Here is a 19,917-nt window from a genome sequence, read left to right as displayed (position 1 = left end):
ACGGCAAACCGGAGTACGCGGTACGGCGCGGCGGGAGCCCCACCGCTCCCCCGCGCCGCGCCGAAGCCGTACCGAAGCCGTCAGGCGCCGTAGTACGCGTCCAGGTATGACGGGAAGAGGCCGCCCGGTCCGTCCACCGTCTCGGCGGCGAGGACGGCGTGCAGGAGGGCCCGGGTGAGCGCGTCGGCACCCGCCTCAAGGACGGCGTTCAGCGCGCCCGCCTCGATGTGCACGCCGAAGGCGGGGTCGGCGGCGTCGGCCGTCCCCGGCGGGACGAGGGGGCGGCGGCCGGTCGCCATGGCGAAGACGGTGTCGCCGTCGGACAGGGAGTGGGCGGGGCGGACGGCGCGGGCGAGTCCGTCGTGCGCGGTGCCCGCCAGCTTCTGCGCCTGGGCTCGGGTGAGGACGGCGTCCGTCGCGACCACGGCCAGCGTGGTGTTGAGCGGGTGGGTCCGCCGCTCGGCGTTCTCGGCGGCAGCGGCGGCCATACGGCGTCGGGCCCGCTCCAGGGCGTCGGCCGCGACGGGCGGGCCGTACGGGGCGAATTCCGCGGCGGCAGGGCCCGGCCTCGCGCCCCAGAGCGCGCCCGTGTCCGGGTCGACCACGGAACCGGCCGCGTTGAGCACCGCGAGCGCGGCCACCGTCACGCCGGACTCCAGGACCGTGCTGGCCGTCCCCACCCCGCCCTTGAGGCCGCCAGCCACCGCGCCCGTACCCGCGCCGACGCAGCCCTGCGGCACCGGCGCACCCTCCGGGGTCGCCGCCGCGGCGCGTACGGCCGCCAGGCCCGTCTCCGCTCCCGGTCGCGCCGTCCACGAGCCGCCGCGGCCGAGGTCGAACAGCGCGGCGGCGGGAACCACCGGCACCACCTGGCCGGGGCCGCCGACCCGGAAGCCCCGGCCCCGCTCCTCCAGCCAGCCGACCACGCCGCCCGCCGCGTCGAGCCCGAAGGCGCTGCCTCCGGTGAGCACCACGGCGTCGATGTACGGCACGAGATTGCGCGGGTCGAGGGCGTCGGTCTCGCGGGTGCCGGGGCCGCCGCCGCGTACGTCAACCGCGGTGACCGCGCCGCCCTCGGGGGCCAGCACCACCGTCGTCCCGGTGAGCCAGCCGTCGCCGGTCCGCTGGGCGTGCCCGACGCGCACTCCCTCGACGTCGGTGAGGCCGTTGCCGGGACCCGGCCGTGCGCTGCCACTCATGTCGTCCTCCGTGAGGTAGCCACGATCACGCGGGCCTGCCGCCATCCGCGTACTCGCGGCCCGCCCCCTCACCGTACGAGACCGCGGCCGAACGGCGGTGTGCTCCGGCGCGTGTCAGGGCGCGCCGGAGCAAGGGGTATCCCATCAGAAGAACGACGTAAACTTCAATGTTTTTTACGCAACAAGTTGACCGAAGAGTGAAATCAACGGTCACTGCCGCCTCGGCGTCAGGTGCGCGCTCCTCGCCGTCTCGGCAGCCGGGACGCCTTGATGGCGCGCCGCAGGCGACCGCCCGTGGGCCGCTGTACGGCGATCAGCACGATCATGCCCCGGTCCTGGACCCGGATCCGGCCGCCGGCCTTCACCTCGGACTCGTCGGTGCCGTCGGCCTCGGCCGCGGTGTCCACGGCGACCTGCCACAGGCCGCCGTACTCGCGCTCGGGGATCACGAAGTCGAGCGGTTCGTAGTGGCTGTTCAACAGGATCAGGAAGGACGTGTCGGAGATCCGGCCGCCCTGCGGATCGGACTCGGTGATGGCATCGCCGTTCAGCAGCAGGGCCACGGCGCGCGCGTCGCCGCGGTGCCAGTTCTCCTCGCACATCTCACCGCCGTCCGGCCGGAACCACACGGCGTCCGCGACGGCCGATCCCCCGGTGTCGCCGCGGAAGAACCGGCGGCGGCGCAGCACCGGGTGCTCCGCGCGCAGCTTGATCAACCGCCTCGTGAAGTCGAACAGTTCGCGCTGCTCGGCGTCCAACGTCCAGTTCACCCAGGCGGTTTCGTTGTCCTGGCAGTAGACGTTGTTGTTGCCGCGCTGGGTGCGGCCCATCTCGTCGCCGTGCGCGATCATCGGCACGCCCTGCGAGACCAGCAACGTCGTCAGCAGATTGCGCTGCTGTCTGGCGCGCAGCGCGAGCACGCCGGGGTCGTCGGTCTCGCCCTCGGCTCCGCAGTTCCACGAACGGTTGTGACTCTCGCCGTCGTTGCCGTCCTCGCCGTTGGCCTCATTGTGCTTGTCGTTGTACGAGACCAGGTCGCGCAGCGTGAAGCCGTCGTGGCAGGTGATGAAGTTGATCCCGGCGCGCGGGCGGCGGTTGTCGTCCTCGTAGAGGTCGGAGGAGCCGGTGAGCCGGGAGGCGAGAGCGGGCAGCGTGCCGTCCTCGCCGCGCCAGAAGTCCCTGACGGTGTCGCGGTATTCGCCGTTCCACTCGCTCCACAGGGATGGGAAGTTGCCCACCTGGTAGCCGCCCTCGCCCAGGTCCCACGGCTCGGCGATCAGTTTGACGCGGCTGACCACCGGGTCCTGTTGCACGAGGTCGAAGAAGGACGAGAGCCGGTCCACCTCGTGGAACTGCCGGGCCAGCGTGGCCGCGAGGTCGAAGCGGAAGCCGTCCACGTGCATCTCGGTCACCCAGTAGCGCAGGCTGTCCATGATGAGCTGGAGGACGTGCGGATGCCGCATGAGCAGGCTGTTGCCGGTGCCGGTGGTGTCGAAGTAGTGCCGCGGGTCGTCGTCCACCAGCCGGTAGTACGAGGCGTTGTCGATGCCGCGGAAGGAGAGCGTCGGCCCCATGTGGTTGCCTTCGGCGGTGTGGTTGTAGACCACGTCGAGGATCACCTCGATGCCCGCCTTGTGCAGGGCCTTCACCATCTCCTTGAATTCCGTGACCTGTTGGCCGCGTACCCCGCTCGACGCGTACGCGTTGTGCGGCGCGAAGAAGCCGATGGTGTTGTAGCCCCAGTAGTTCGACAGGCCACGGTCGCGCAGATGGCCGTCCTGCGCGAACTGGTGCACCGGCATCAACTCAATTGCCGTCACCCCCAGTTCCTTCAGGTGCTCGATGACCGCCGGGTGCCCGACTCCCGCGTAGGTGCCGCGTATTCGCTCCGGCAGGCCGGGGTGGGTCATCGTCAGACCCTTCACGTGCGCCTCGTAGATCACCGACTCGTGGTACGAGTGACCCGGCGCGCGGTCGTCCCCCCAGTCGAAGGACGGATCGGTCACCACCGACAGCATGGCGTGGCCGAGGCTGTCCATCGTGTTCTGCTCTTCGGGCGCGTGGAAGCGGTGGCCGAACGCCGACTCGTCACCGTCGACCTGGCCGTCCACGGCCGTGGCGTAGGGGTCGAGCAGCAACTTCGCCGGATTGCAGCGATGCCCCTCGTCCGGCCGGTACGGGCCGTGCACGCGGTAGCCGTAACGCTGGCCGGGGCCGACGCCGGGCAGATACGCGTGCCGGACGAATCCGTCCACTTCGGTCAGCGTGAGGCGCTGTTCCCGTCCCGCGTCATCGACGAGGCACAGCTCGACCTTCTCCGCCACCTCGGAGAACAGGGCGAAGTTGGTGCCCGAGCCGTCGTACGTGGCTCCGAGCGGATAGGGACGACCGTTCCACTGCTGCATTCACTGACCCTCTCGACCCTGCGTGAGCGACGATCCGACGTCCTCCCACTCATACCCCGTTGATCTCAGGCCATGGGTTCGTGAAGTGAACGGTCGGAGAAGGCCCGTGCGGACCGGTCGCGGACCGTACGACAGCGACCTCCGGCGGTGGCCGGAGGTCGCTGTCGCGAGCCGCGTCGGGCTCGGGGTGTCGCGAGGGTTCGGGTGTCGAGGGGGGAGGCGTCGGGATTCAGGCGCCGGGGGATTTCAGGCGTCGTCGCCGGGCAGGGCCTCCGGGTCGTCCAGGAGGTGCACGGCGGCCTCCTCCGCCGAGGCGGCGCCGCCGTCGATGCCGACGTCGTCGGCCACGCCGTCCTGGACCGGGCTGTCCACCCACTGCTCCGGGCTGGTCAGCCGGCCCGCGCGCAGGTCGCCCGCCTCGGGGTCGAGCAGTTCCCCGTCGGTGTCGGTGGCGTCGCCGAGGCCGTCCCCGTCGGGGAACTGCGGGGAGTCGGGGCGCTCCCTGGCCAGCCGCTGGTCGAGTGAGTCGCCGTCGTGCTGCTCCTCGGCCGTGGTGCCGTTCTGCTCGACGGCCAAGGGCCGCTCGGGCGGCGAGTACCCCTCGTCCAGGACGTCCTCGACGCCCCGGTCGACCAGGGTGTCCTCGGGCTCCAGCGGGCCCGCGTCCTCCTGGATCTCGCTCCCGTCCGGCTGGTAGACGTCGTCCCCCATGCCGTCGTCCGTCATGCGGTCGGACATCGTGTCCTCTTCCTGGTCGGTCGGCGGATTCGCGATGCCGGTGGTGGCATCACGGACGGTCGCCTGCCCGTGGTGCGGCGGCGGAAACGGTGGACATCCCACCGCGGCCGTGCGGCGTACCCCTCAATCCTCGCGCGGTGCGGGCAGCGCGGCCAGCCAGTCGGTCAGCAGGCCGCTGACCTCCTCGGCGCGCTCCTGCTGGATCCAGTGCCCGCAGCCCTTGAGGATGTGCGAGGAGACCAGTCCGGGCAGTGTGCTCGGATACGCGTCGATGGCGCCGGCCATCCATGTGGTGGAGGCGTCGAGGTCGCCGCCGATGAACAGCGAGGGCTGCCGGATCGGCGCGCCGTCCCAGGGCGCGAGGTCCGCCCAGTCGCGGTCGACGTTGCGGTAGCGGTTGAGCGCCCCGGTCAGTCCGGTCCGCTCGAACTCGCCCGCGTAGAAATCCAGGTCCCGCTCGGTCAGCCAGCCGGGCAGCCGTCCGGTGGGGAAGCGGTCGGAGAGCTTGGCGGCGGGCGGTACGAAGTGCGGGTCGCTCTCCCCCGCCGCCGGCATCGTGTCGGCCGAGAGCGCCGCGTAAAAGCCCGCGAGCCAGCCGCGCACGTCCTGTTCGATCTCCGCCTCGGCCCGTCCGGGCTCCTGGAAGTAGCTGACGTAGAACTCCTCGTCGCCGCCGATCGCGCCGAACGCCTCGGTGGGCCGGGGGCCGCCGCGCGGCGCGTAGGGCACGCTGAGCAGGCCGACTGCGCTGAAGACGTCCGGCCGCAGCAGCGCCGAGTTGGCGGCGACGGGTGAGCCCCAGTCGTGGCCGACGACCGTCGCGGTCCGCTCGCCGAGGGCGCGGACGACCGCCACGTTGTCGGCGACGAGCTGGAGCATGCGGTACGCCTCGGGCTCCGCGGGCTTCGACGAGCGGCCGTAGCCGCGCACGTCGACGGCGACGGCGCGGTAGCCCGCGGCGGCGAGGGCCGGGAGCTGGTGCCGCCAGGAGTACCAGGACTCGGGGAAGCCGTGCACGAGCAGGACCAGCGGTCCCGCGCCCTGCTCGACCAGATGGATCCGGCCGCCGGGCACCTCGACCAGCCGGTGCCGCGCGGCGGCCGCGGGGTCCTCGGTGGCCGCGGGATGCGGACGGGTCGGCTGTGGACGGGTGGGCTGCGCCATTGCTTCCTCCCGGAGCTTCGGGCCGCGCTCGCGGCGGTCTGACCTGCGGCGTACGTCGTACACGGGCCGGGAGACCCGGCACGCCGTGAGCCGTTGCCGCGAGTGTGCGGGCGCGGCCGGAGCGCAGGCCAATTCCGTTGCCGTTCCGGCAAAACGGCGTCCCGCCGGGCGTCAGGTGACGACCGCGCCGACGGCGACGAAGCCGCAGATCATGACAAAGAGGATGGCCAGCAGCGGCCAGATGAAGCGCAGGTACTGGTCGTAGCGGACCTTGGCCAGGGCCACACCACCGATGGTGACGGCGGTGGTCGGCACCCAGAGGTTCATCCAGCCGCCGGCCGGCTGCCCAGGCGGTGACGACGACCGATCGCGAGACCCCGGCGAAGTCGGCCAGCGGGGCCAGGATCGGCACGGCGAGGGTGGCGTGCCCCGAGGTGGACGGGATGAGGAAGGCCAGCGCCCACACCGCGAGGGTGACCAGGGCGAGGATGGTCAGGGCGCTGGGGAAGGTTAATTCGTGCTTCTTGGGCGGCTGTTGGCCCGGGTCGCCGTCGCCCGTGGTGCCGGCGCCGGAGCCTCCGGCGGAGTCCCCGGCCGTGGTCCCCGCCGTCCCGGTCTCCCGGTACGCGGTGGTTCCGTTGGCGTCCGCCGCGTCGGCGCCCGGCGCCGTATCACCGCTCACCGCGCACCGCCCGCCGCGCGGAAGTCCGCCGCGTACTCCCGCAGGAAGGCCGCCTCCGCGATGACGGCGCCGCGCAGCTCGGAGAAGAGCACCCGCTCATTGGGGGCGTGCAGATTGCACATGCTGTCCTGGGCTCCGAAGAGCAGCACCTCCGCCTGGGGTACGGCCTTGGCGAGGCCGTTGACCAGCGGGATGGAGCCGCCGCTGGCGGCGAACCGGGCCTCCTCGCCCCAGCCCTCGCGCAGCGCGGTGCGGGCGGCGCGGTAGGCGGGGCCGTCGGTGGCCGGTTCGAAGCCGGGGCCCGCGTCGCTGGGGGTCACGGTCAGCTCGATGCCGAAGGGCCGGTGCTCGCGCAGGTGCCTGACCAGCGCGTCGGTGGCCTCCTTCGGGTCCTGCAAGGGGTGCACGCGCAGGTTGAGCTTGGCGCGCGCGTACGGCACCACGGCCGACGCGGCGCCGTCCACGGCGGGGGTGTCCATGCCGATCACGGTGACGGCAGGGCCGCTCCACAGCCGCTCACCGAGGCTGCCGGTGCCGATCAGCGGTGTGCCGTCGGGTACGGTCGCCAGCTTACGGAACTCCTCCTCGGTGTACGAGGCCCCGTCCCACGGCTCGCGGCGCAGCCCTTCGACCGTGACGTCACCGGCCGCGTCGTGCAGCGAGGCGAGCGCCTGGATGAGGGCCAGCAGCGCGTCGGGCGCGGCGCCGCCGAATTCTCCGCTGTGCCGGGCCTCGGCGAGCGTCCGCACCTCCACGACGACCTCGGCGACTCCGCGCAGACCGGTGGTCAAGGTGGGGGTGCCGGGCCGCAGATTGCCCATGTCGGCGATGACCATGGCGTCGCAGGCGAAGCGCTCGGGGTCGGTCGCCGGGTAGTCCTCGAAGGCGCTGCCGTACTCCTCCTGACCCTCCAGCACGATCTTGATGCCGGTCGGCGGCCGGCCGCCGTACGCGCGCAGGACGCCGAGGTGGGCCATGACGTTCGACTTGTCGTCGGCGATGCCGCGGGCCCGCAGGCCGCCCTCGATGGGCGTGGGCTCGAAGGGCGACGACCGCCAGGCCGACTCGTCGCCGGACGGCTGGACGTCGTAGTGCCCGTAGAGCAGTACGGTCGGCGCGTCGGGGGTCGGCGGCGGGATCTCGGCGTAGATGACCGGTGAGGTGTCGGGCAGGTCGATCCGCTCGATGTGCTCGACCCCGGCGTCCCTCAGGAGCTCGACCAGCAGGTCGTGCGCCCGGTTCACCTCTGCGGCGGAGTAGCCCGGGAAGGCGATCGAGGGAATCTCGGCGAGCCGCACCAGGTCGGCGGTGAGCTGTTCCATCAGACTGTCGACGGTGGCGGCGAGATCCATACCGGCGTGCTCCTCATCCCGAGTTCTCTGTCTTCCGACCGCTCCGTGGCGCGGTCACGCTGTCGTGCGATCGCTCCGTGGTCCGACGCGCCCCGCCGTCCGAAATCCCCGGTGCGGTCAGGGCCATGACGGCCCTTTCGAGCACTCTGTCGACTGTCCGGGTGACGCGCAGCCGTTAATGGGCCGGACGGGCCACGGTGGCCGCGGCGGACGGTTGCCGTGAGACGCGGGTGACCCAAGGGGTTGACTGTGCATGACAACGCTGTCTCAATGTGGAATTGCAACGTGAGAAACGGTGAAGTGCCCACGCTTCAACCGGAGTTGCCGTGCCGCGCGGTCGAGCGCGGCGTGACCCGTTCCGCCCGGTCCCGGACAGGGGTGTCGTGTGAGCAGACGGTGGTTGTGGCGCGTTCTTCTCCTCGCCTTGCTCGTCCTGGCCGCGCAGCCGGGCATCGCGTCGGCCTCGCCTTCGGGTCGCTCGTCGCCCTCCGCGGCTGCGGGGTCGTCGCACACGAGGTCACCGTCTACGGGATCTTTGTCCACGGAGCCGTCATCCGCGGAGCCGTCGCTTACGGCGTCGCCGGTCGCGCTCGCCGCGCCGAGCGACGCCACGACCGTGTGCGCGGTCTACTGCGACACCCGCGACCCGTCGCTGGCAGGGCAGGAGACCTTCCCGGTGGCGGACAAGACCCTCAACGGACGCCGGGTCTCGCTGCACGTCTCGGACGCCGACGGCATGGCCTGGGCGTCCATCGACGTGGGGCAGCTCAACGACTCGGTGTGGCTGGACCGCTCGTGGGACGGCGGGACGACCTGGGACGGGCTGCTGGGCAAGGCCTCGATCCCGTCGACCTGGACCGGCACGCGCACCCTGATGTACAACCTCTACGACCCCACTCACCACCGGCGCGCCGTGCTGCGGGCGTGCGGTGACGCGCAGGGCGTGGGCTGTACGGACTGGGCGCGGCTGAGCGTGTGTGCCGCGCGCTGCGACGGCGCCGATGTGTCCACGGGCACCGGTGACACCCGGCCGGTGGCGGACGCGACGCTCAGCGGGCGGACCATCGCGCTGCACATGGACAACTCGGGGATGGCCTGGGGCACGGTCTCCGGCGGCGCCGCGGGCGACGAGATCTGGCTCGACCGCTCGTGGGACGGCGGCGCGAGCTGGCCCGACGGATCGTCGAAGGGGCGGACATCCGTGCCGTCCGGCGCGTCGGGCACCAGGACAGCGGAGTTCAACACCTCCGATCCGCTCGGCAAGCTCTACGGCGGCGCGGTGCGCGCCTGCGGCCGGGCCGTCGAGGGCCAGAACGGAAGCTGCACCGCGTGGGCGCGGCCGACGACGGTCCGCAGCGCGGCGGCGGCCGACGCCCTCATGTACTCCTACGACCCGAACACCGCCTACTGGCCGTCGAGTTGGTGGAATTCCGCGGTGGCGCTCAGCACGGTGATCGACTACATGCGGCAGACCGGCGACACCCGCTATCTGTGGGTGGTGGCGCGCACCTTCCAGGTGAACAAGGCCGCTTTCCCCGCCGGGGCCCGCAGTTCCGACCCGATCGACGGCGACTTCATCAGCCGGGCCACCGACGACGCCGAGTGGTGGGCCCTGGCCTGGATCGACGCCTACGACCTGACCGGAAACGTCACGTATCTCAACGAGGCCGTCACGATCGCCACGTACGTCAACGGGCTGTGGGACACGAGCACCTGCGGCGGCGGGGTGTGGTGGGACCGCGAGCGGACGTACAAGAACGCGGTGACCAACGGGCTGTACGTGCGGTTGACCGCAGAGCTGCACAATCGGATCAGCGGGGACACGACCTGGCTGGGCCGGGCGACCACGTCCTGGAACTGGTTCAGGAACAGCGGTCTGATCAACGCGTCCGGGCTGGTCAACGACGGGCTCACCGGCGGCTGCGCCAACAACGGCCAGACCGTGTGGAGTTACAACCAGGGCCTGGCGATCGGGGCCGCGGTGGAGATCTGGCGGGCCACGGGTGACGGTACGGCGCTGACGAAGGCGCGCCAACTGGCCGACGCAGCGGTCTCGGCACCGTCGCTGGTCACCTCGGGGCTGCTCACCGAGCAGTGCGACGCGCTGAGCGCGACCTGCGACGACAACGCCAAGCAGTTCAAGGGCGTCTTCATGCGCTACCTCCAGGACCTCAACGGCGCGGCGGGCGGCGCCTATCGCGGCTTCGCCACCACCCAGGGCGACTCGATCTGGTCGGCGGACCGCGATTCGCTCAACCGTCTCGGCGAGCGGTGGTCGGGCCAGGGCAGCACGGACCATCCCAATGTGCGCGACTGGCGCACACAGGCCAGTGCGCTCAGCGCGCTGCTGGCGGCGGGCTGAGGCGGCGCGGGCCTCAGGCTCCGGGCGAGGTCGCGGGCACGGTCGTCTCACGCACGGTCGTCTCGCGCACGGTCGTCCCTGGCCCGGTCGTCCCGGTCGAGCGTGAGCGCCGCCTCCCGGACGGCCGCGACGCCGACGAGCGCTCCGCCGCCGTAGTCGCACACGTCGTAGACCACGTCGGCGGTGAACAGCTCGTCCAGCCGGTCGAGTTCGCCGCCGTCGAAGAGGTGGCCGTGCAGGTGGATCAGCTCGGTGACGGCGATGCGGTCCTCGGTGGTGAGCGGCAACGGGACTCCTCTCGGGCCGGGCCCGTCCCGACCGGTCTGCCGGCGTAGTGCGCACGCGACCGCCGCCGTACGGTCCGGCGGCGGTCGGACCCGGACGTGTCGGCGGGCAGAAGGCGACGCGGTTCGGACGGAGTCCGGCCAACTGTGATCACTGCCGACGGTCGTGTCACACCGGGAAGTGAATTCCGGGACCGTCGATCGAGGTCAGCCCTTCGTCGATCCGAGGTGCCTGTGATACTCAGAATCCTGAACAGACCGGGACTCCGGCAGCGCGACACGGCAGGGCATGACGACGCGGGGGGCGAGCCACTGCCGCCGACGGCCCCCGTGGACGTGATGGCGGCGCGCACGAAGCTCAGGGCGGCGCGTGAACTCGGGCGCAAGGCCGAGGAGTTCCTGCGGCTCTACCACGGCGAGGAGCCCGCCGCGGGCGACCTGGACGCCAGGCTCACGGCGGTGCGCGCGGAGATCAGCGACACAGGCACGTATCAACACACCTCGGCGGAGCTGGCGTTCGGCGCGCGGGTCGCGTGGCGCAACAGCAACCGCTGTATCGGGCGGCTCTATTGGCGGTCCTTGCAGGTGCGCGACCTGCGGCACGTCACGGAGGCGGAGGAGATCGCCGAGGAGTGCGCGACGCATCTGCGCATCGCCACCAACGGCGGCCGGATCAGGCCCTTGATCTCGGTCTTCGCCCCTGACACTCCCGAGCGGCGCGGCCCGCGGATCAGGAACGAGCAGCTCATCCGCTACGCCGGATACCGGGCGGCCGACGGCACGGTCACCGGTGACCCGCGCACCGCGGACCTCACCGGCCTCGCGACCCGGCTCGGCTGGTCCGGCGGCCCGCGCACCGCCTTCGACGTGCTCCCGCTGATCGTCGAGGGCGTCGACGACAAACCCCTGCTGTTCGACCTGCCCTCCGACGCCGTCCTGCACGTGCCGCTCGACCACCCCGAGCGCCCGTGGAGCGCCCAGTGGGGACTGCGCTGGCACGCGGTCCCCGCCGTCTCCGACATGTTCCTGGAGATCGGCGGCGTCTGCTACGGGGCGGCGCCCTTCAACGGCTGGTACATGGGGACGGAGATCGGCGCCCGCAATCTGGCCGACGTCGACCGCTACGACCTCCTGCCGCGCGTCGCCGACAGTCTCGGCATCGACACCGGCAGCGTCCGCTCCCTGTGGAAGGACCGCGCCCTGGTCGAACTCAACCGCGCCGTCCTGCACTCCTTCGACCGCGCCGGAGTCACTCTGGCCGACCACCACACCGAGGCGGAACGTTTCCTCCAGCACCTCGACCGCGAGCGGCGCAAGGGCCGCGAGGTCCAGGCCGACTGGGCCTGGATCGTCCCGCCCATGTCCGGCGCCACCACCCCGGTCTTCCACCGCACCTACGACGACCGCGTCCTCAGCCCCGGCTTCGTCCGCCACCCGCGGGAAGGGGCGGACGGCGCCTCGTACGCCTGATCCGGCGCTACCGCGTTCCGTCCTGGTCGCGGCACTCCGGGTGGCCCCAGCCGTCGGGGTTCTTGGCGATCGGCTCGCCCGCGGCGTAGGAGCGGCCGCAGCGGCAGCGGCCGGGGAATTTGGCGTTGCGGGTGCGCGAGGAGGCGGACTTGGTGCCGGTGGCGCCGCTCGCTGTCCCGGTCCCGCCGCCGTTGCCGGTTCCGCTTCCGGCGGGCTTGCGCTTGGGGGCGGACGAAGCGCGGGGGGTGTCGGGGTTGTGGGGCGGCGGCGGGGAGCCGTACCGGGTGCCCGAGGCTTGCTGGGTGATGGCGGTGTTGCTGGCGGCGCGGTCGGCGTAGTCGTTGAGCCGGTCGCCGTCGACCTGGTGGGCGGCGACGTACTTGAACTCGATGTCACGGCCGGTGAGCAGCGCGTCGATGCCCGCGACGAGTTCCTGGTTGGCGACGGGCTTGCCCGCGGCGGTCTTCCAGCCCTTGCGCTTCCAGCCGGGCAGCCAGGTGGTGACCGCCTTCATCGCGTACTGGGAGTCCATCCGGATCTCCATCGGCACGGCGGGGTCGACGGTCTCCAACAGCCGGAGCAGGGCGGTGAGTTCCGCGACGTTGTTGGTGGCCGTGCCCAGCGGGCCCGCCTCCCAGCGGTCGGGCTCCCCCGTACCGTCGGCGATCACCCAGGCCCATGCGGCCGGTCCCGGATTCCCCTTCGATGCCCCGTCACACGCGGCGATGATGCGTTCTGCCATGCCAGAGATCATGCCAGCCCGCGGGCGGGCGTACGGCCCCGGCCCGAGGAGGCGCCCCGGCGGGGGCGAGGCGGGGCTACGGCTCGGGCGAGTGGTCCGGCAGGGCGAGCCACTCCTTCCACGACAGGTCGTGGCCGATGTGGCGCGGGCGCTCGAAGGGCCAGTCCTCCGCGATCCAGCGCGGCACCAGGGCGTCCAGCGCCCGCTCCAGGTCGGTGCCCACCCGGTCGTCCACCACCCACCACGAGATCTCGGCGTCGGCGCCCGCCTTCTCCGGCGGGTCGATGTAGACACAGCCGAGCAGGGCGGTGTTCGCGTCGTCGAAGAGCGCGTAGTTGAAGGACTGGTGCGCGGCGATCTCGGTCTCGTGCCGTTCGAGGTCGGCGAGGTCGGCCTCGTACGTCATGTCGGCGGGCGGCCAGCCCCAGGCCGGGCCGAAGATCGACCAGAGACGGTCGCGCGAGCCCATCACCGCGGGGTAGTCGAGCGCGGTGTCGGATCCGGCGATCGGGCGCAGATGGTGGCCGCCGGGCAGGGGGACGCGGACAGGGTGGACGAAGTCAGCGGGCAGCCAGGTCATGCGGCGGAGGCTAACGCGGTGGAACGTCGCACCGCACCGGATTTATCGCCGCCGCGACATGGCGGCGGACGGTCCGCGAAGGCCCGTCGGCGATCAGTGACCGCCCCTCGGCTGCCGGCAGCCGGTGCCGTCTGCGTAACCGGCGAAGGCGTCGACCTCGGTGACGGCCGTGTTCAGCGCGCCCTTGAGACAGACCGGGGTGTGGTCGACGACGAAGCCGACATAGGTGGAGCCGTAGGCCGAGACGCTGACCGACTCGGGGGCGTAGCCGAGGGCGACGAGGCCGGCGCGGACCCGGCCGGCACTCAAGTCACCCTTTTTTCGGAGAGGTTCGAGGGCCGCGGTCACCCGGCGGACCTCGGTCAGGCCGTCGCAGCGGCGCTGACCGTGCAGCGGCAGGGGCATCATGAAGCCGTGGTTCTCGGCGTAGTGGCCGTTCTCGGGGTTCTCCGTGACGGCCGGGGCGGTGGGCGTCGGCTTCGGGGTCTCGCCGGGGCAGAGCGCGTCGGCCGGCGAGGCCGAGGTGACCGCCGCGGTGGGCCGTCCGGACGGCGCCTCGGCCCCCGTGCTGTCCACGGTCCGCGTGCCGCAGCCGGTCAGCGCGAGCGCCGCCACGGCGGTCAGCGACGGCGGGAGGACAAGGGCGGCTCTGCGGCCTCGGGCTCGGGTCATGCCCACGATCATGCCCGCCGGGCGGTGGCGGGCGCGTGAGTTCCCGTACTCAGATCCGCGGGCGGGCGGGCGGGCGGACAGCGGCGGCGGACCCTCGTCGGGGACCGGTCCGCCGCGCCCGCGGCGCCGTTCACTCCGCGTCGATGCCGGTGATGACGGGGTCGCCGAGCCGGGCGGTCTCCTCGGTGAAGCCCGCGACGCCGAGCGCGTCGTTGACGAGGTCACGCGCGGCCCCCTCGGCGGCGGGCGGATTGTCGGCGTCGACCGCGACGCGCACGCTGAAGGCACTGGAGTCGCCGTACATCGTCAGGATGTCCAGCTCCTCGTCCTCGCCGAAGTCCGTGCTCTGCGGGTCGACGGGACGCAGAGCACGTACGAGCGCCGAGCGGGCCTCGGCGGTCGGGGCGTCGAGGAAGGTGCCGGGGACGGTCACAACATAGGTGGTCATGAGGGTTACGTCTGCCCGTTCCGCCGCCCACCATCCCACCCGTGAGGCGCCCGGCCTGCCGGCGTGCGGCGTGTCGGGCACCTCGCGGTACGGCTGACGTGGGTACGTCATCCGGACGGAGGAGCCGCGCGCGGTGCCGGATTCCGTACGGCGCGGTCACCTGCGCGGTGGGCCTCCGGAGGCGCTGGGTTAGGGCCTGTCCGGCGGATCATGGGCGGTCCAGGCGGCGCCTGGCGCGTGCGAGCGCAAGGCGCCGGGACGGCCTCATAGCGGAGCTATTCGGGTATTCCGGCAACGCGGCGGGCGTGCGTGCCAGGCGCCGAAGGGGCCGTTCGTGATCCGTCGGACAGGCCCTAGCTGTGGTTCCAGGTGACGCTGAAGGCGTTGCCGCCGGAGAGCGCGGAGGTGGTCGCCTTGGTGGTGCTGCCGGAGGCCATGTTGATCTTGTCGGGGCCGTAGGTGCCGATCGCCTGGCCGTTGGCGGTGGCGTTGGTGAAGGACGCGGTGCTGAAGTGCGCGAGCGGCAGGACGCCGGTGGAGCTGGACGGCGCCTCGGCGATGATCTCTGCCGAGGCCAGGGAGGCGCCCTGGAGCGTCTTCGTGGTGGTCTTCGTCCAGTTCTTGGTGGTGTCGCTGAGGGTGAGCGTGAACGAGCCGCTGCCGTTGGTGGAGACCGTCGAGGTGAAGTGGTCGCCGGGGCTCACCGCGTTGGAGTAGTTCACGGGATAGGCCGGGTACATCTCGTACCACGAGGAGTACACGGCGCGACCGCCGGAGCAGTCCGCCTCGGTGCCGGTCTGCTCCACGGAGTTGCTGCCGTCGCCGTCGAGACCTATCCAGAACGAGGAGTACGTGGTGGCGCTGGTGCAGGTCACCGACGGCTGGACCCAGCTCGCGGAGACGCTGGTGAAGGTGGAGCCGGTGGCCGCGTAACCGGCCCAGTTGGAACTGGTGCTGTGCACGATGCGGCTGTTCGGGCCGATCAGGCGGTGGCTGCCCATGGGGGTGAGGCGGACCGATGAGTCGGCCGAGGCGACCGCGGACGGCGCGGTCGCGAGGGCGGACAGGACTGCTGCGGCCACGGCGGATACGGCGGTGATGCGCGTTGTTGCCGACATGCTGCTCCTTCTCGCGGGTCTCGCGGTACAGGTGTCACCGGCGCGACCGGAGGGGTGTGTGACCCCTGAGGGGTGCGTGGCACCAGTGGTGCTTGACAGTGTGCTGACAAGCGCGGCGAGTAGGTGCAGGCGGAATCAAACGATCGGCAAAACTCACGCCAAGTCGCCTTGTGGGCACGTCCAGTTGATCTCCACGGCACTTGAACAGGGGCAAAAAGGGGCCGTCCCGGCGTCCGGGTGTCGGACGCCGGGACGGCCTCACGCGCGGCGGACCGGCGAGAACCGGCCTCGGGCATCGCTCAGTTGCGCGCCCACTTCTGATTGCCGCCGTTGTTGCAGGTCCAGATGTCCAGCGGCGTGCTGTTGGCCGTCCCCGCGCCGATGGCGTCCAGGCAGGTGCCGGAGGCCACGTTGACGACCGTGCCGTCGGAGCGGACCCGCCACTGCTGGGCGGCGCTGCCGTCGCACGCGTTGATCTCCAGGCCGGTGCCGTCCGCGGTGGCGTGGCCGATGGTGCCCAGGCACTTGGTGTCGTAGACGGTCAACTGGTTGGTGGCCGTGGACGTCCAGGTCTGCTGATTGCCGCGGTTGCAGTCCCACAGCGCGGGTTTCGTGCCGTCGGCCTGGCTTGCGGCGGGTACGTCCACGCAGCGGCCGGAGTCCTGACCGGTGAGGGAGGCCGCGACGGCGCCGCGGTCCCACTTCTGGTTGGCGCCGTTGTTGCAGGTCCACAGTTCGAGCGGGGTGCTGTTCGCGGTCCCGGCGCCGGTCACGTCGAGGCACTTGCCCGAGCCGACGTTGACGACGCTGCCGTCCGCGTTGACGTTCCACTGCTGACCGCCTCCGCCGGTGCAGTCGAAGATGTCGACGGCCGTGCCGTCCGCGGTGCCGCCGCCCGCCGCGTCCAGGCACTTGGTGCCGTAGACCATGAGCTGCTTGGCGGGGGTGGCGGTCCAGGTCTGGTTGGTCTCCCCGTTGCAGTCCCACAGGGTGACCACGGTGCCGTTGGCCTGGCCGCGGGCGGGCACGTCGGCGCAGATCCCGGAGTGCCGGTCCTTGAGGAAGCCGCTGACGTTGCCCGCGGCCTTCGGGGTGATCGAGAGGTTGTCGAACTGGTCGGTCTGGTAGCCGACGACACCGAAACCGACCTGGCCGCTGGTGTACGAGCTGTCGTTGACGGTGCCCAGGGTGGCGCCGTCGAGGGTCGCGGTGATCTGGTCGCCGGAGAAGCCGATCGTCACGGTGTGCCAGGTGTTGAGCGCGAGCGCGGCGTGGCTGCCGGACGTCAGCGTGCTGAGGTTGCCCGCGCTGGTGCTCTTCGCGATCGACCAGGCTCCGGTGTTGGAGAGCCGCAACTGGTAGGCGGCCTGGTGGCTCTGGGGCCGCGACTGGGTACCCGCCCGGCCCAACAGGGTCACCGTGCCCGCCTGTTGGAGGTTGACGTCGACCCCGGCCGTGTAATTCGACCAGGTCGTGTCGCCGAGGAGGGTGAACGCGTCGGAGTCCTCCTGCCATTCGATCGGCTTGACCGGCGCCACCTGCTGCACGCACTGCCCCGACCGTCCGCCGGCGCAGGGCCGCGCCTCGAAGGAGCCCTGCATGTCGGAGAGATACCGGGCCTCGGTGTTGGTGGCGACGGCGTCGAAGGGGTCGGAGTACGGCAGCGGCAGCGCGTGCGCCGCCGGGCCGGTGGCGGTGCCCTTGCCCTGGCCTGTGGTCGTGGTGACCGTGTAGACGTAACCGGGTTGCAGCGTCAGGGAGTACGAGCCGGCCGACGGGGTGACGTCCTGCGTGTGGACGAAGGAGGTGGCCGCGCTCGGCGCGTTCACCTGGGTGGCCCAGACGTGCACGACGCCGGTGGACAGGCCGCCCTGGACGTGGAGGTTCACGGTCTGCGCGGCGGTGGCGGTCGTGGTCTCCAGCACGGTGGAGTAGTCGGAGGTGGTGTTCGACTTGATCGTCACGTAGGTGCCGTTGGACTCGGCGCCGCCGAGGTAGCCGGAGGCGGAGTCGATAAACTTCCAGCCGGGCTGGGTGAATTGGGTGACCTGGGCGGTGGCCCAGGTGCTGGCGCCAATGGTGTAGTTCCCCGACCAGGGCGAGTTGGCGGTGGCCAGGCCCACGGTGTTGTACGGCAGATTGGGGTAGATCGCGGCGAGCAGCGGCCAGTTGAAGTAGCTGACCATCTTGGCGTCGGTGTAGCCGCGGGTGATGGCCCTGATCAGGGCGGGGGCTCCGGTGTTCATGTCCTGCGAGCCGTTCTCGCTGTCCCACAGCGGCTTGCCGTTGTTCTGCGCGGCGGCGGTGCTGCTGCACATGTCGGCGCCGCCGCCGTCGCCGCCCGCGCAGGAGTAGTGCGTACCGATGATCGAGACGGCGTTGTTGAACGCGGCGTTGTTCGCCATGTCGTCGGCCACGCCCCAGCCGCTGTCGTCGGCGACGAGGTGCACACCGGAGTATCCGGCGGTGTTCAGCGCCGCTCGCAGTTGCACGTACCAGTTGGCGTCGTGCCCGCGCTCGTTCCAGCCGCCGAGGTACTTGATCGTCAGGCCGTGCTGTTTTGCGCAGCCGAGCCAGGAGATCAGGTAGTTGATCGTGTCGGTGGACCAGAAGCCGCCGTTGATCCAGCCGGGCGCGGCCCAGGCGAGGCCGTAGAGACCGATGTTCGGATTGCGGGCCTTGGCCTGTTCCGCGAGCCAGAATTCGTATCCGGCGTCGCAGTTGATCTGGCCTTTGACGTGTTCGATCGACGGTTCCGAGCCGTCGGTGGAGTTGGCGTCGCCGCCGATCTCCAGTTTCAGCAGTTGCAGATTCGCGCCGTAGCCGGGCTTGAACAGGTAGTCGAGGATCTGCGCCTGTTGCGCGGCCGGATAGTCCGTCAGCAGCCGGGAGTTGCCGCCTCCGCCGCTGATCGCGCCGATGCCGTCGAAAGTCCGGCCGCCCTGTGTCCCGTCCACCGTGATCGTGGTGGTGGCCGCGTTCGCGGGGGCGACGCCGACGGTCAGCAGTGCGATGAGCAGCCCCATGACCCACAACGGGGCAAATCTCCATGTTCGTAACATGACTGAACCCTTCACCGTGGGGGGATGGCGTTCAGTGTGTTGTCATGTTCACTTCTTGGTCAATATGACGAACGAAGAAAACAGAAACAAACGTCAACAGTCGTCGTCAGCGGCCCCCGGCTCGTCGCACCGCGCTCGAAGTGGATCATCGGCGGGCGTGAGCGGTGAGGGCGGAAGTGGCGAAGGCGGGAGTGGCGAAGGCGGGAGTTGATCAGCGCGGCCCGGTCGGCCGGGGAAAGAGCATTCGGCACCCTGTGATCGGCTGTCCCACCGCCGCGGCCATTCGACGGCCGCGATCACATTCCTCACGGGAATACGAAAAGGGAGCGCCGGCTCACGGGAAGAGAACATCCGGGGAGGAAACTCTCCCCCTCACGCGGCAGGCCGCCGGTGCGACAATGGCTGGCATGACCGGCGACGCGCACATGAATGAGCTGGGCGAGTTCCTGAAGGCCCGGCGGGCGGAGCTCGGCCCGCGCACCGTTGGGCTGCCGGACCCCGGTACACCTCGGCGGGTTCCCGGGCTGCGCCGGGAGGAAGTGGCACAGCTCGCCGCGATCAGCACCGACTACTACACCCGGCTGGAGCAGGGCCGTATCCATGCCTCGGTGTCCGTGCTGGCCGCCCTGGCCCGGGTGCTGCGGCTGGACGACGACCAGCGCGACTACCTCTTCGGGTTGGCCGGGAAGACACTCGTGCGACCGCGCCGCCGCACCCGGCAGAAAGTCCAGCCACAATTGCGACGGCTCCTGGACGACCTCGGTGCGACCCCCGCCATTGTCATGGGCCGTCGCATGGACATCATCGCGTGGAATTCACTCGCGGCGGCGCTCATCACCGATTTCTCGGCCATCCCGGAAAAGCACCGGAATTACGTGCGGATCATCTTCACCGATCCGTCGATGAAATCGCTCTACGCGGACTGGGAGAAAGTGGCGCGCACCTGCGTGTCGCAGCTGCGGATGGAGGCCGCCAAGTACCCCGACGACCCGGGGCTCGTCGAACTGGTCGGTGAACTGTCCGTGCAGGACGAGCAGTTCCGCCAGTGGTGGGCCACCCATCAGGTCGCCCCGCTCAGCGTGGGCACCAAGGCCCTGCGCCATCCCGTCGCCGGGGAGCTCAGTTTGGACTGGGACACCCTGACCGCGAGCACCGACCCCGACCAGCAGCTCATCGTCTGGACCGCGGAGCCGGGCAGCCGTACCCACGAGGGCCTGCGCTTCCTCGCCTCGTGGGCCGCGTCCCACCTCCCGGCCGGTGACACCCCCGCATCGGCCGCTGAGGAGCACCCGCTCGGATGACCGGCCGGCCCGCACGCGGCCGGGCGGTGGCTCAGCCGGTCACGTCCATGCGCTGGGTGCCGATGACGGACAGCAGCCGCAGCGCCTTCTCGGACGGCGAGCCGGGCGGCGCGGTGTAGATCACGACCTGCTGGTCCCGGTCGGTGATGTCCAGGACGTCGCAGTTGACGGTGACCGGCCCGACCAGCGCGTGCTGGAAGGTCTTGCGGAGGGTGGGCTCGCTGCGCACGTCGTGAGAGGCCCACCGCTCGCGGAATTCCGTGCTCCCGGCCCGCAGCTCGGCCACCAGCTCCGTCACCTCGGGGTCGTCGGGTAGCGGGCCGCGCGTCGTACGTGAC

15 protein-coding genes and 2 pseudogenes are annotated in these 19,917 nt (G+C 71.2%); 3 read left to right on the top strand and 14 right to left on the bottom strand.

The window, feature by feature from the left end:
* Nucleotides 1–80: 80 nt before the first annotated feature.
* The 6 genes and pseudogenes from ACFZBB_RS06080 to ACFZBB_RS06055 all read right to left on the bottom strand — a co-directional run bounded on the left by ACFZBB_RS06080 (nucleotide 81) and on the right by ACFZBB_RS06055 (nucleotide 7,540).
* Nucleotides 81–1,199 carry a P1 family peptidase gene (locus tag ACFZBB_RS06080; protein WP_391118261.1) on the bottom strand — a complete coding sequence of 373 codons (1,119 nt, stop codon included), beginning with the start codon at nucleotides 1,197–1,199 and terminating at the stop codon, nucleotides 81–83.
* Between the two features lie 227 nt (nucleotides 1,200–1,426).
* Nucleotides 1,427–3,604: a glycogen debranching protein GlgX gene (gene glgX / locus ACFZBB_RS06075; protein ID WP_391118259.1), complete on the bottom strand. Its 2,178-nt coding sequence runs from the start codon at nucleotides 3,602–3,604 to the stop codon at nucleotides 1,427–1,429.
* A gap of 246 nt (nucleotides 3,605–3,850) precedes the next feature.
* Nucleotides 3,851–4,342, bottom strand: coding sequence for a DUF5709 domain-containing protein (locus tag ACFZBB_RS06070; protein ID WP_391118257.1), 492 nt, complete (start codon nucleotides 4,340–4,342; stop codon nucleotides 3,851–3,853).
* A gap of 123 nt (nucleotides 4,343–4,465) precedes the next feature.
* The gene (locus ACFZBB_RS06065) at nucleotides 4,466–5,506 is read right to left on the bottom strand and encodes an alpha/beta fold hydrolase (protein ID WP_391118255.1); all 1,041 of its coding nucleotides are present in this window, start codon (nucleotides 5,504–5,506) and stop codon (nucleotides 4,466–4,468) included.
* A gap of 171 nt (nucleotides 5,507–5,677) precedes the next feature.
* A pseudogene (locus tag ACFZBB_RS06060) lies at nucleotides 5,678–5,966 on the bottom strand (YfcC family protein); the annotation flags it as partial.
* Nucleotides 5,967–6,184: 218 nt separating this feature from the next.
* Nucleotides 6,185–7,540 (bottom strand): M20/M25/M40 family metallo-hydrolase, encoded by a 1,356-nt coding sequence (locus ACFZBB_RS06055; RefSeq protein WP_391118253.1) that lies wholly within the window; start codon nucleotides 7,538–7,540, stop codon nucleotides 6,185–6,187.
* Between the two features lie 535 nt (nucleotides 7,541–8,075).
* Here ACFZBB_RS06055 and ACFZBB_RS06050 point away from each other — a divergent pair.
* A complete protein-coding gene (locus ACFZBB_RS06050) occupies nucleotides 8,076–9,902 on the top strand; it encodes a glycoside hydrolase family 76 protein (RefSeq protein WP_391118251.1) in 1,827 nt (608 codons plus the stop codon).
* Between the two features lie 47 nt (nucleotides 9,903–9,949).
* On the opposite strand, the gene ACFZBB_RS06045 is transcribed toward ACFZBB_RS06050, so the two are convergent.
* Nucleotides 9,950–10,189 (bottom strand): nuclear transport factor 2 family protein, encoded by a 240-nt coding sequence (locus tag ACFZBB_RS06045; RefSeq protein ID WP_391118249.1) that lies wholly within the window; start codon nucleotides 10,187–10,189, stop codon nucleotides 9,950–9,952.
* Nucleotides 10,190–10,525: 336 nt separating this feature from the next.
* Between ACFZBB_RS06045 and ACFZBB_RS06040 the strand changes: the two genes are divergently transcribed.
* Nucleotides 10,526–11,656 carry a nitric oxide synthase oxygenase gene (locus tag ACFZBB_RS06040; RefSeq protein ID WP_391118247.1) on the top strand — a complete coding sequence of 377 codons (1,131 nt, stop codon included), beginning with the start codon at nucleotides 10,526–10,528 and terminating at the stop codon, nucleotides 11,654–11,656.
* A 7-nt stretch (nucleotides 11,657–11,663) separates the two neighbouring features.
* Here the strand turns inward: ACFZBB_RS06040 and ACFZBB_RS06035 are convergent, their stop codons facing one another.
* The 6 genes from ACFZBB_RS06035 to ACFZBB_RS06010 all read right to left on the bottom strand — a co-directional run bounded on the left by ACFZBB_RS06035 (nucleotide 11,664) and on the right by ACFZBB_RS06010 (nucleotide 18,242).
* Entirely contained in the window at nucleotides 11,664–12,410 is a 747-nt protein-coding gene (locus tag ACFZBB_RS06035; protein ID WP_391118245.1) for an RNase H family protein, read from the bottom strand.
* A gap of 64 nt (nucleotides 12,411–12,474) precedes the next feature.
* Nucleotides 12,475–12,978 carry an N-acetyltransferase gene (locus ACFZBB_RS06030; protein ID WP_391118243.1) on the bottom strand — a complete coding sequence of 168 codons (504 nt, stop codon included), beginning with the start codon at nucleotides 12,976–12,978 and terminating at the stop codon, nucleotides 12,475–12,477.
* 93 nt (nucleotides 12,979–13,071) lie between these two features.
* Nucleotides 13,072–13,650 carry a hypothetical protein gene (locus ACFZBB_RS06025; RefSeq protein ID WP_391118241.1) on the bottom strand — a complete coding sequence of 193 codons (579 nt, stop codon included), beginning with the start codon at nucleotides 13,648–13,650 and terminating at the stop codon, nucleotides 13,072–13,074.
* Between the two features lie 130 nt (nucleotides 13,651–13,780).
* Nucleotides 13,781–14,098: a hypothetical protein gene (locus tag ACFZBB_RS06020; protein WP_391118239.1), complete on the bottom strand. Its 318-nt coding sequence runs from the start codon at nucleotides 14,096–14,098 to the stop codon at nucleotides 13,781–13,783.
* Between the two features lie 353 nt (nucleotides 14,099–14,451).
* Nucleotides 14,452–15,216, bottom strand: coding sequence for a G1 family glutamic endopeptidase (locus tag ACFZBB_RS06015; protein WP_391118237.1), 765 nt, complete (start codon nucleotides 15,214–15,216; stop codon nucleotides 14,452–14,454).
* A gap of 299 nt (nucleotides 15,217–15,515) precedes the next feature.
* Entirely contained in the window at nucleotides 15,516–18,242 is a 2,727-nt protein-coding gene (locus tag ACFZBB_RS06010) for a ricin-type beta-trefoil lectin domain protein (RefSeq protein WP_391118235.1), read from the bottom strand.
* A 443-nt stretch (nucleotides 18,243–18,685) separates the two neighbouring features.
* Here ACFZBB_RS06010 and ACFZBB_RS06005 point away from each other — a divergent pair, with 443 nt between their 5' ends.
* Nucleotides 18,686–19,579: a helix-turn-helix domain-containing protein gene (locus ACFZBB_RS06005; protein ID WP_391118233.1), complete on the top strand. Its 894-nt coding sequence runs from the start codon at nucleotides 18,686–18,688 to the stop codon at nucleotides 19,577–19,579.
* Between the two features lie 31 nt (nucleotides 19,580–19,610).
* Here ACFZBB_RS06005 and ACFZBB_RS06000 read toward each other — a convergent pair.
* Nucleotides 19,611–19,895 (bottom strand): annotated as a pseudogene (locus tag ACFZBB_RS06000) (transcriptional regulator); the annotation flags it as partial.
* Nucleotides 19,896–19,917: the final 22 nt, after the last annotated feature.

The organism is Streptomyces sp. NPDC008139 (assembly GCF_042957025.1).
Lineage (GTDB): Bacteria > Actinomycetota > Actinomycetes > Streptomycetales > Streptomycetaceae > Actinacidiphila.
The sequence above is the reverse complement of the archived record's forward strand: the minus strand, read 5'-3'. Positions and strand labels throughout refer to the sequence as shown.

Excerpts from the sequence above, each read along its gene's own strand:
- ACFZBB_RS06080 (WP_391118261.1), bottom strand. The coding sequence starts at position 1,199 with ATGAGTGGCAGCGCACGGCCGGGTCCCGGCAACGGCCTCACCGACGTC.
- glgX (WP_391118259.1), bottom strand. The coding sequence starts at position 3,604 with ATGCAGCAGTGGAACGGTCGTCCCTATCCGCTCGGAGCCACGTACGAC.
- ACFZBB_RS06070 (WP_391118257.1), bottom strand. The coding sequence starts at position 4,342 with ATGTCCGACCGCATGACGGACGACGGCATGGGGGACGACGTCTACCAG.
- ACFZBB_RS06065 (WP_391118255.1), bottom strand. The coding sequence starts at position 5,506 with ATGGCGCAGCCCACCCGTCCACAGCCGACCCGTCCGCATCCCGCGGCC.
- ACFZBB_RS06055 (WP_391118253.1), bottom strand. The coding sequence starts at position 7,540 with ATGGATCTCGCCGCCACCGTCGACAGTCTGATGGAACAGCTCACCGCC.
- ACFZBB_RS06040 (WP_391118247.1), top strand. The coding sequence starts at position 10,526 with ATGGCGGCGCGCACGAAGCTCAGGGCGGCGCGTGAACTCGGGCGCAAG.
- ACFZBB_RS06035 (WP_391118245.1), bottom strand. The coding sequence starts at position 12,410 with ATGATCTCTGGCATGGCAGAACGCATCATCGCCGCGTGTGACGGGGCA.
- ACFZBB_RS06030 (WP_391118243.1), bottom strand. The coding sequence starts at position 12,978 with ATGACCTGGCTGCCCGCTGACTTCGTCCACCCTGTCCGCGTCCCCCTG.
- ACFZBB_RS06025 (WP_391118241.1), bottom strand. The coding sequence starts at position 13,650 with ATGACCCGAGCCCGAGGCCGCAGAGCCGCCCTTGTCCTCCCGCCGTCG.
- ACFZBB_RS06020 (WP_391118239.1), bottom strand. The coding sequence starts at position 14,098 with ATGACCACCTATGTTGTGACCGTCCCCGGCACCTTCCTCGACGCCCCG.
- ACFZBB_RS06015 (WP_391118237.1), bottom strand. The coding sequence starts at position 15,216 with ATGTCGGCAACAACGCGCATCACCGCCGTATCCGCCGTGGCCGCAGCA.
- ACFZBB_RS06010 (WP_391118235.1), bottom strand. The coding sequence starts at position 18,242 with ATGGGGCTGCTCATCGCACTGCTGACCGTCGGCGTCGCCCCCGCGAAC.
- ACFZBB_RS06005 (WP_391118233.1), top strand. The coding sequence starts at position 18,686 with ATGACCGGCGACGCGCACATGAATGAGCTGGGCGAGTTCCTGAAGGCC.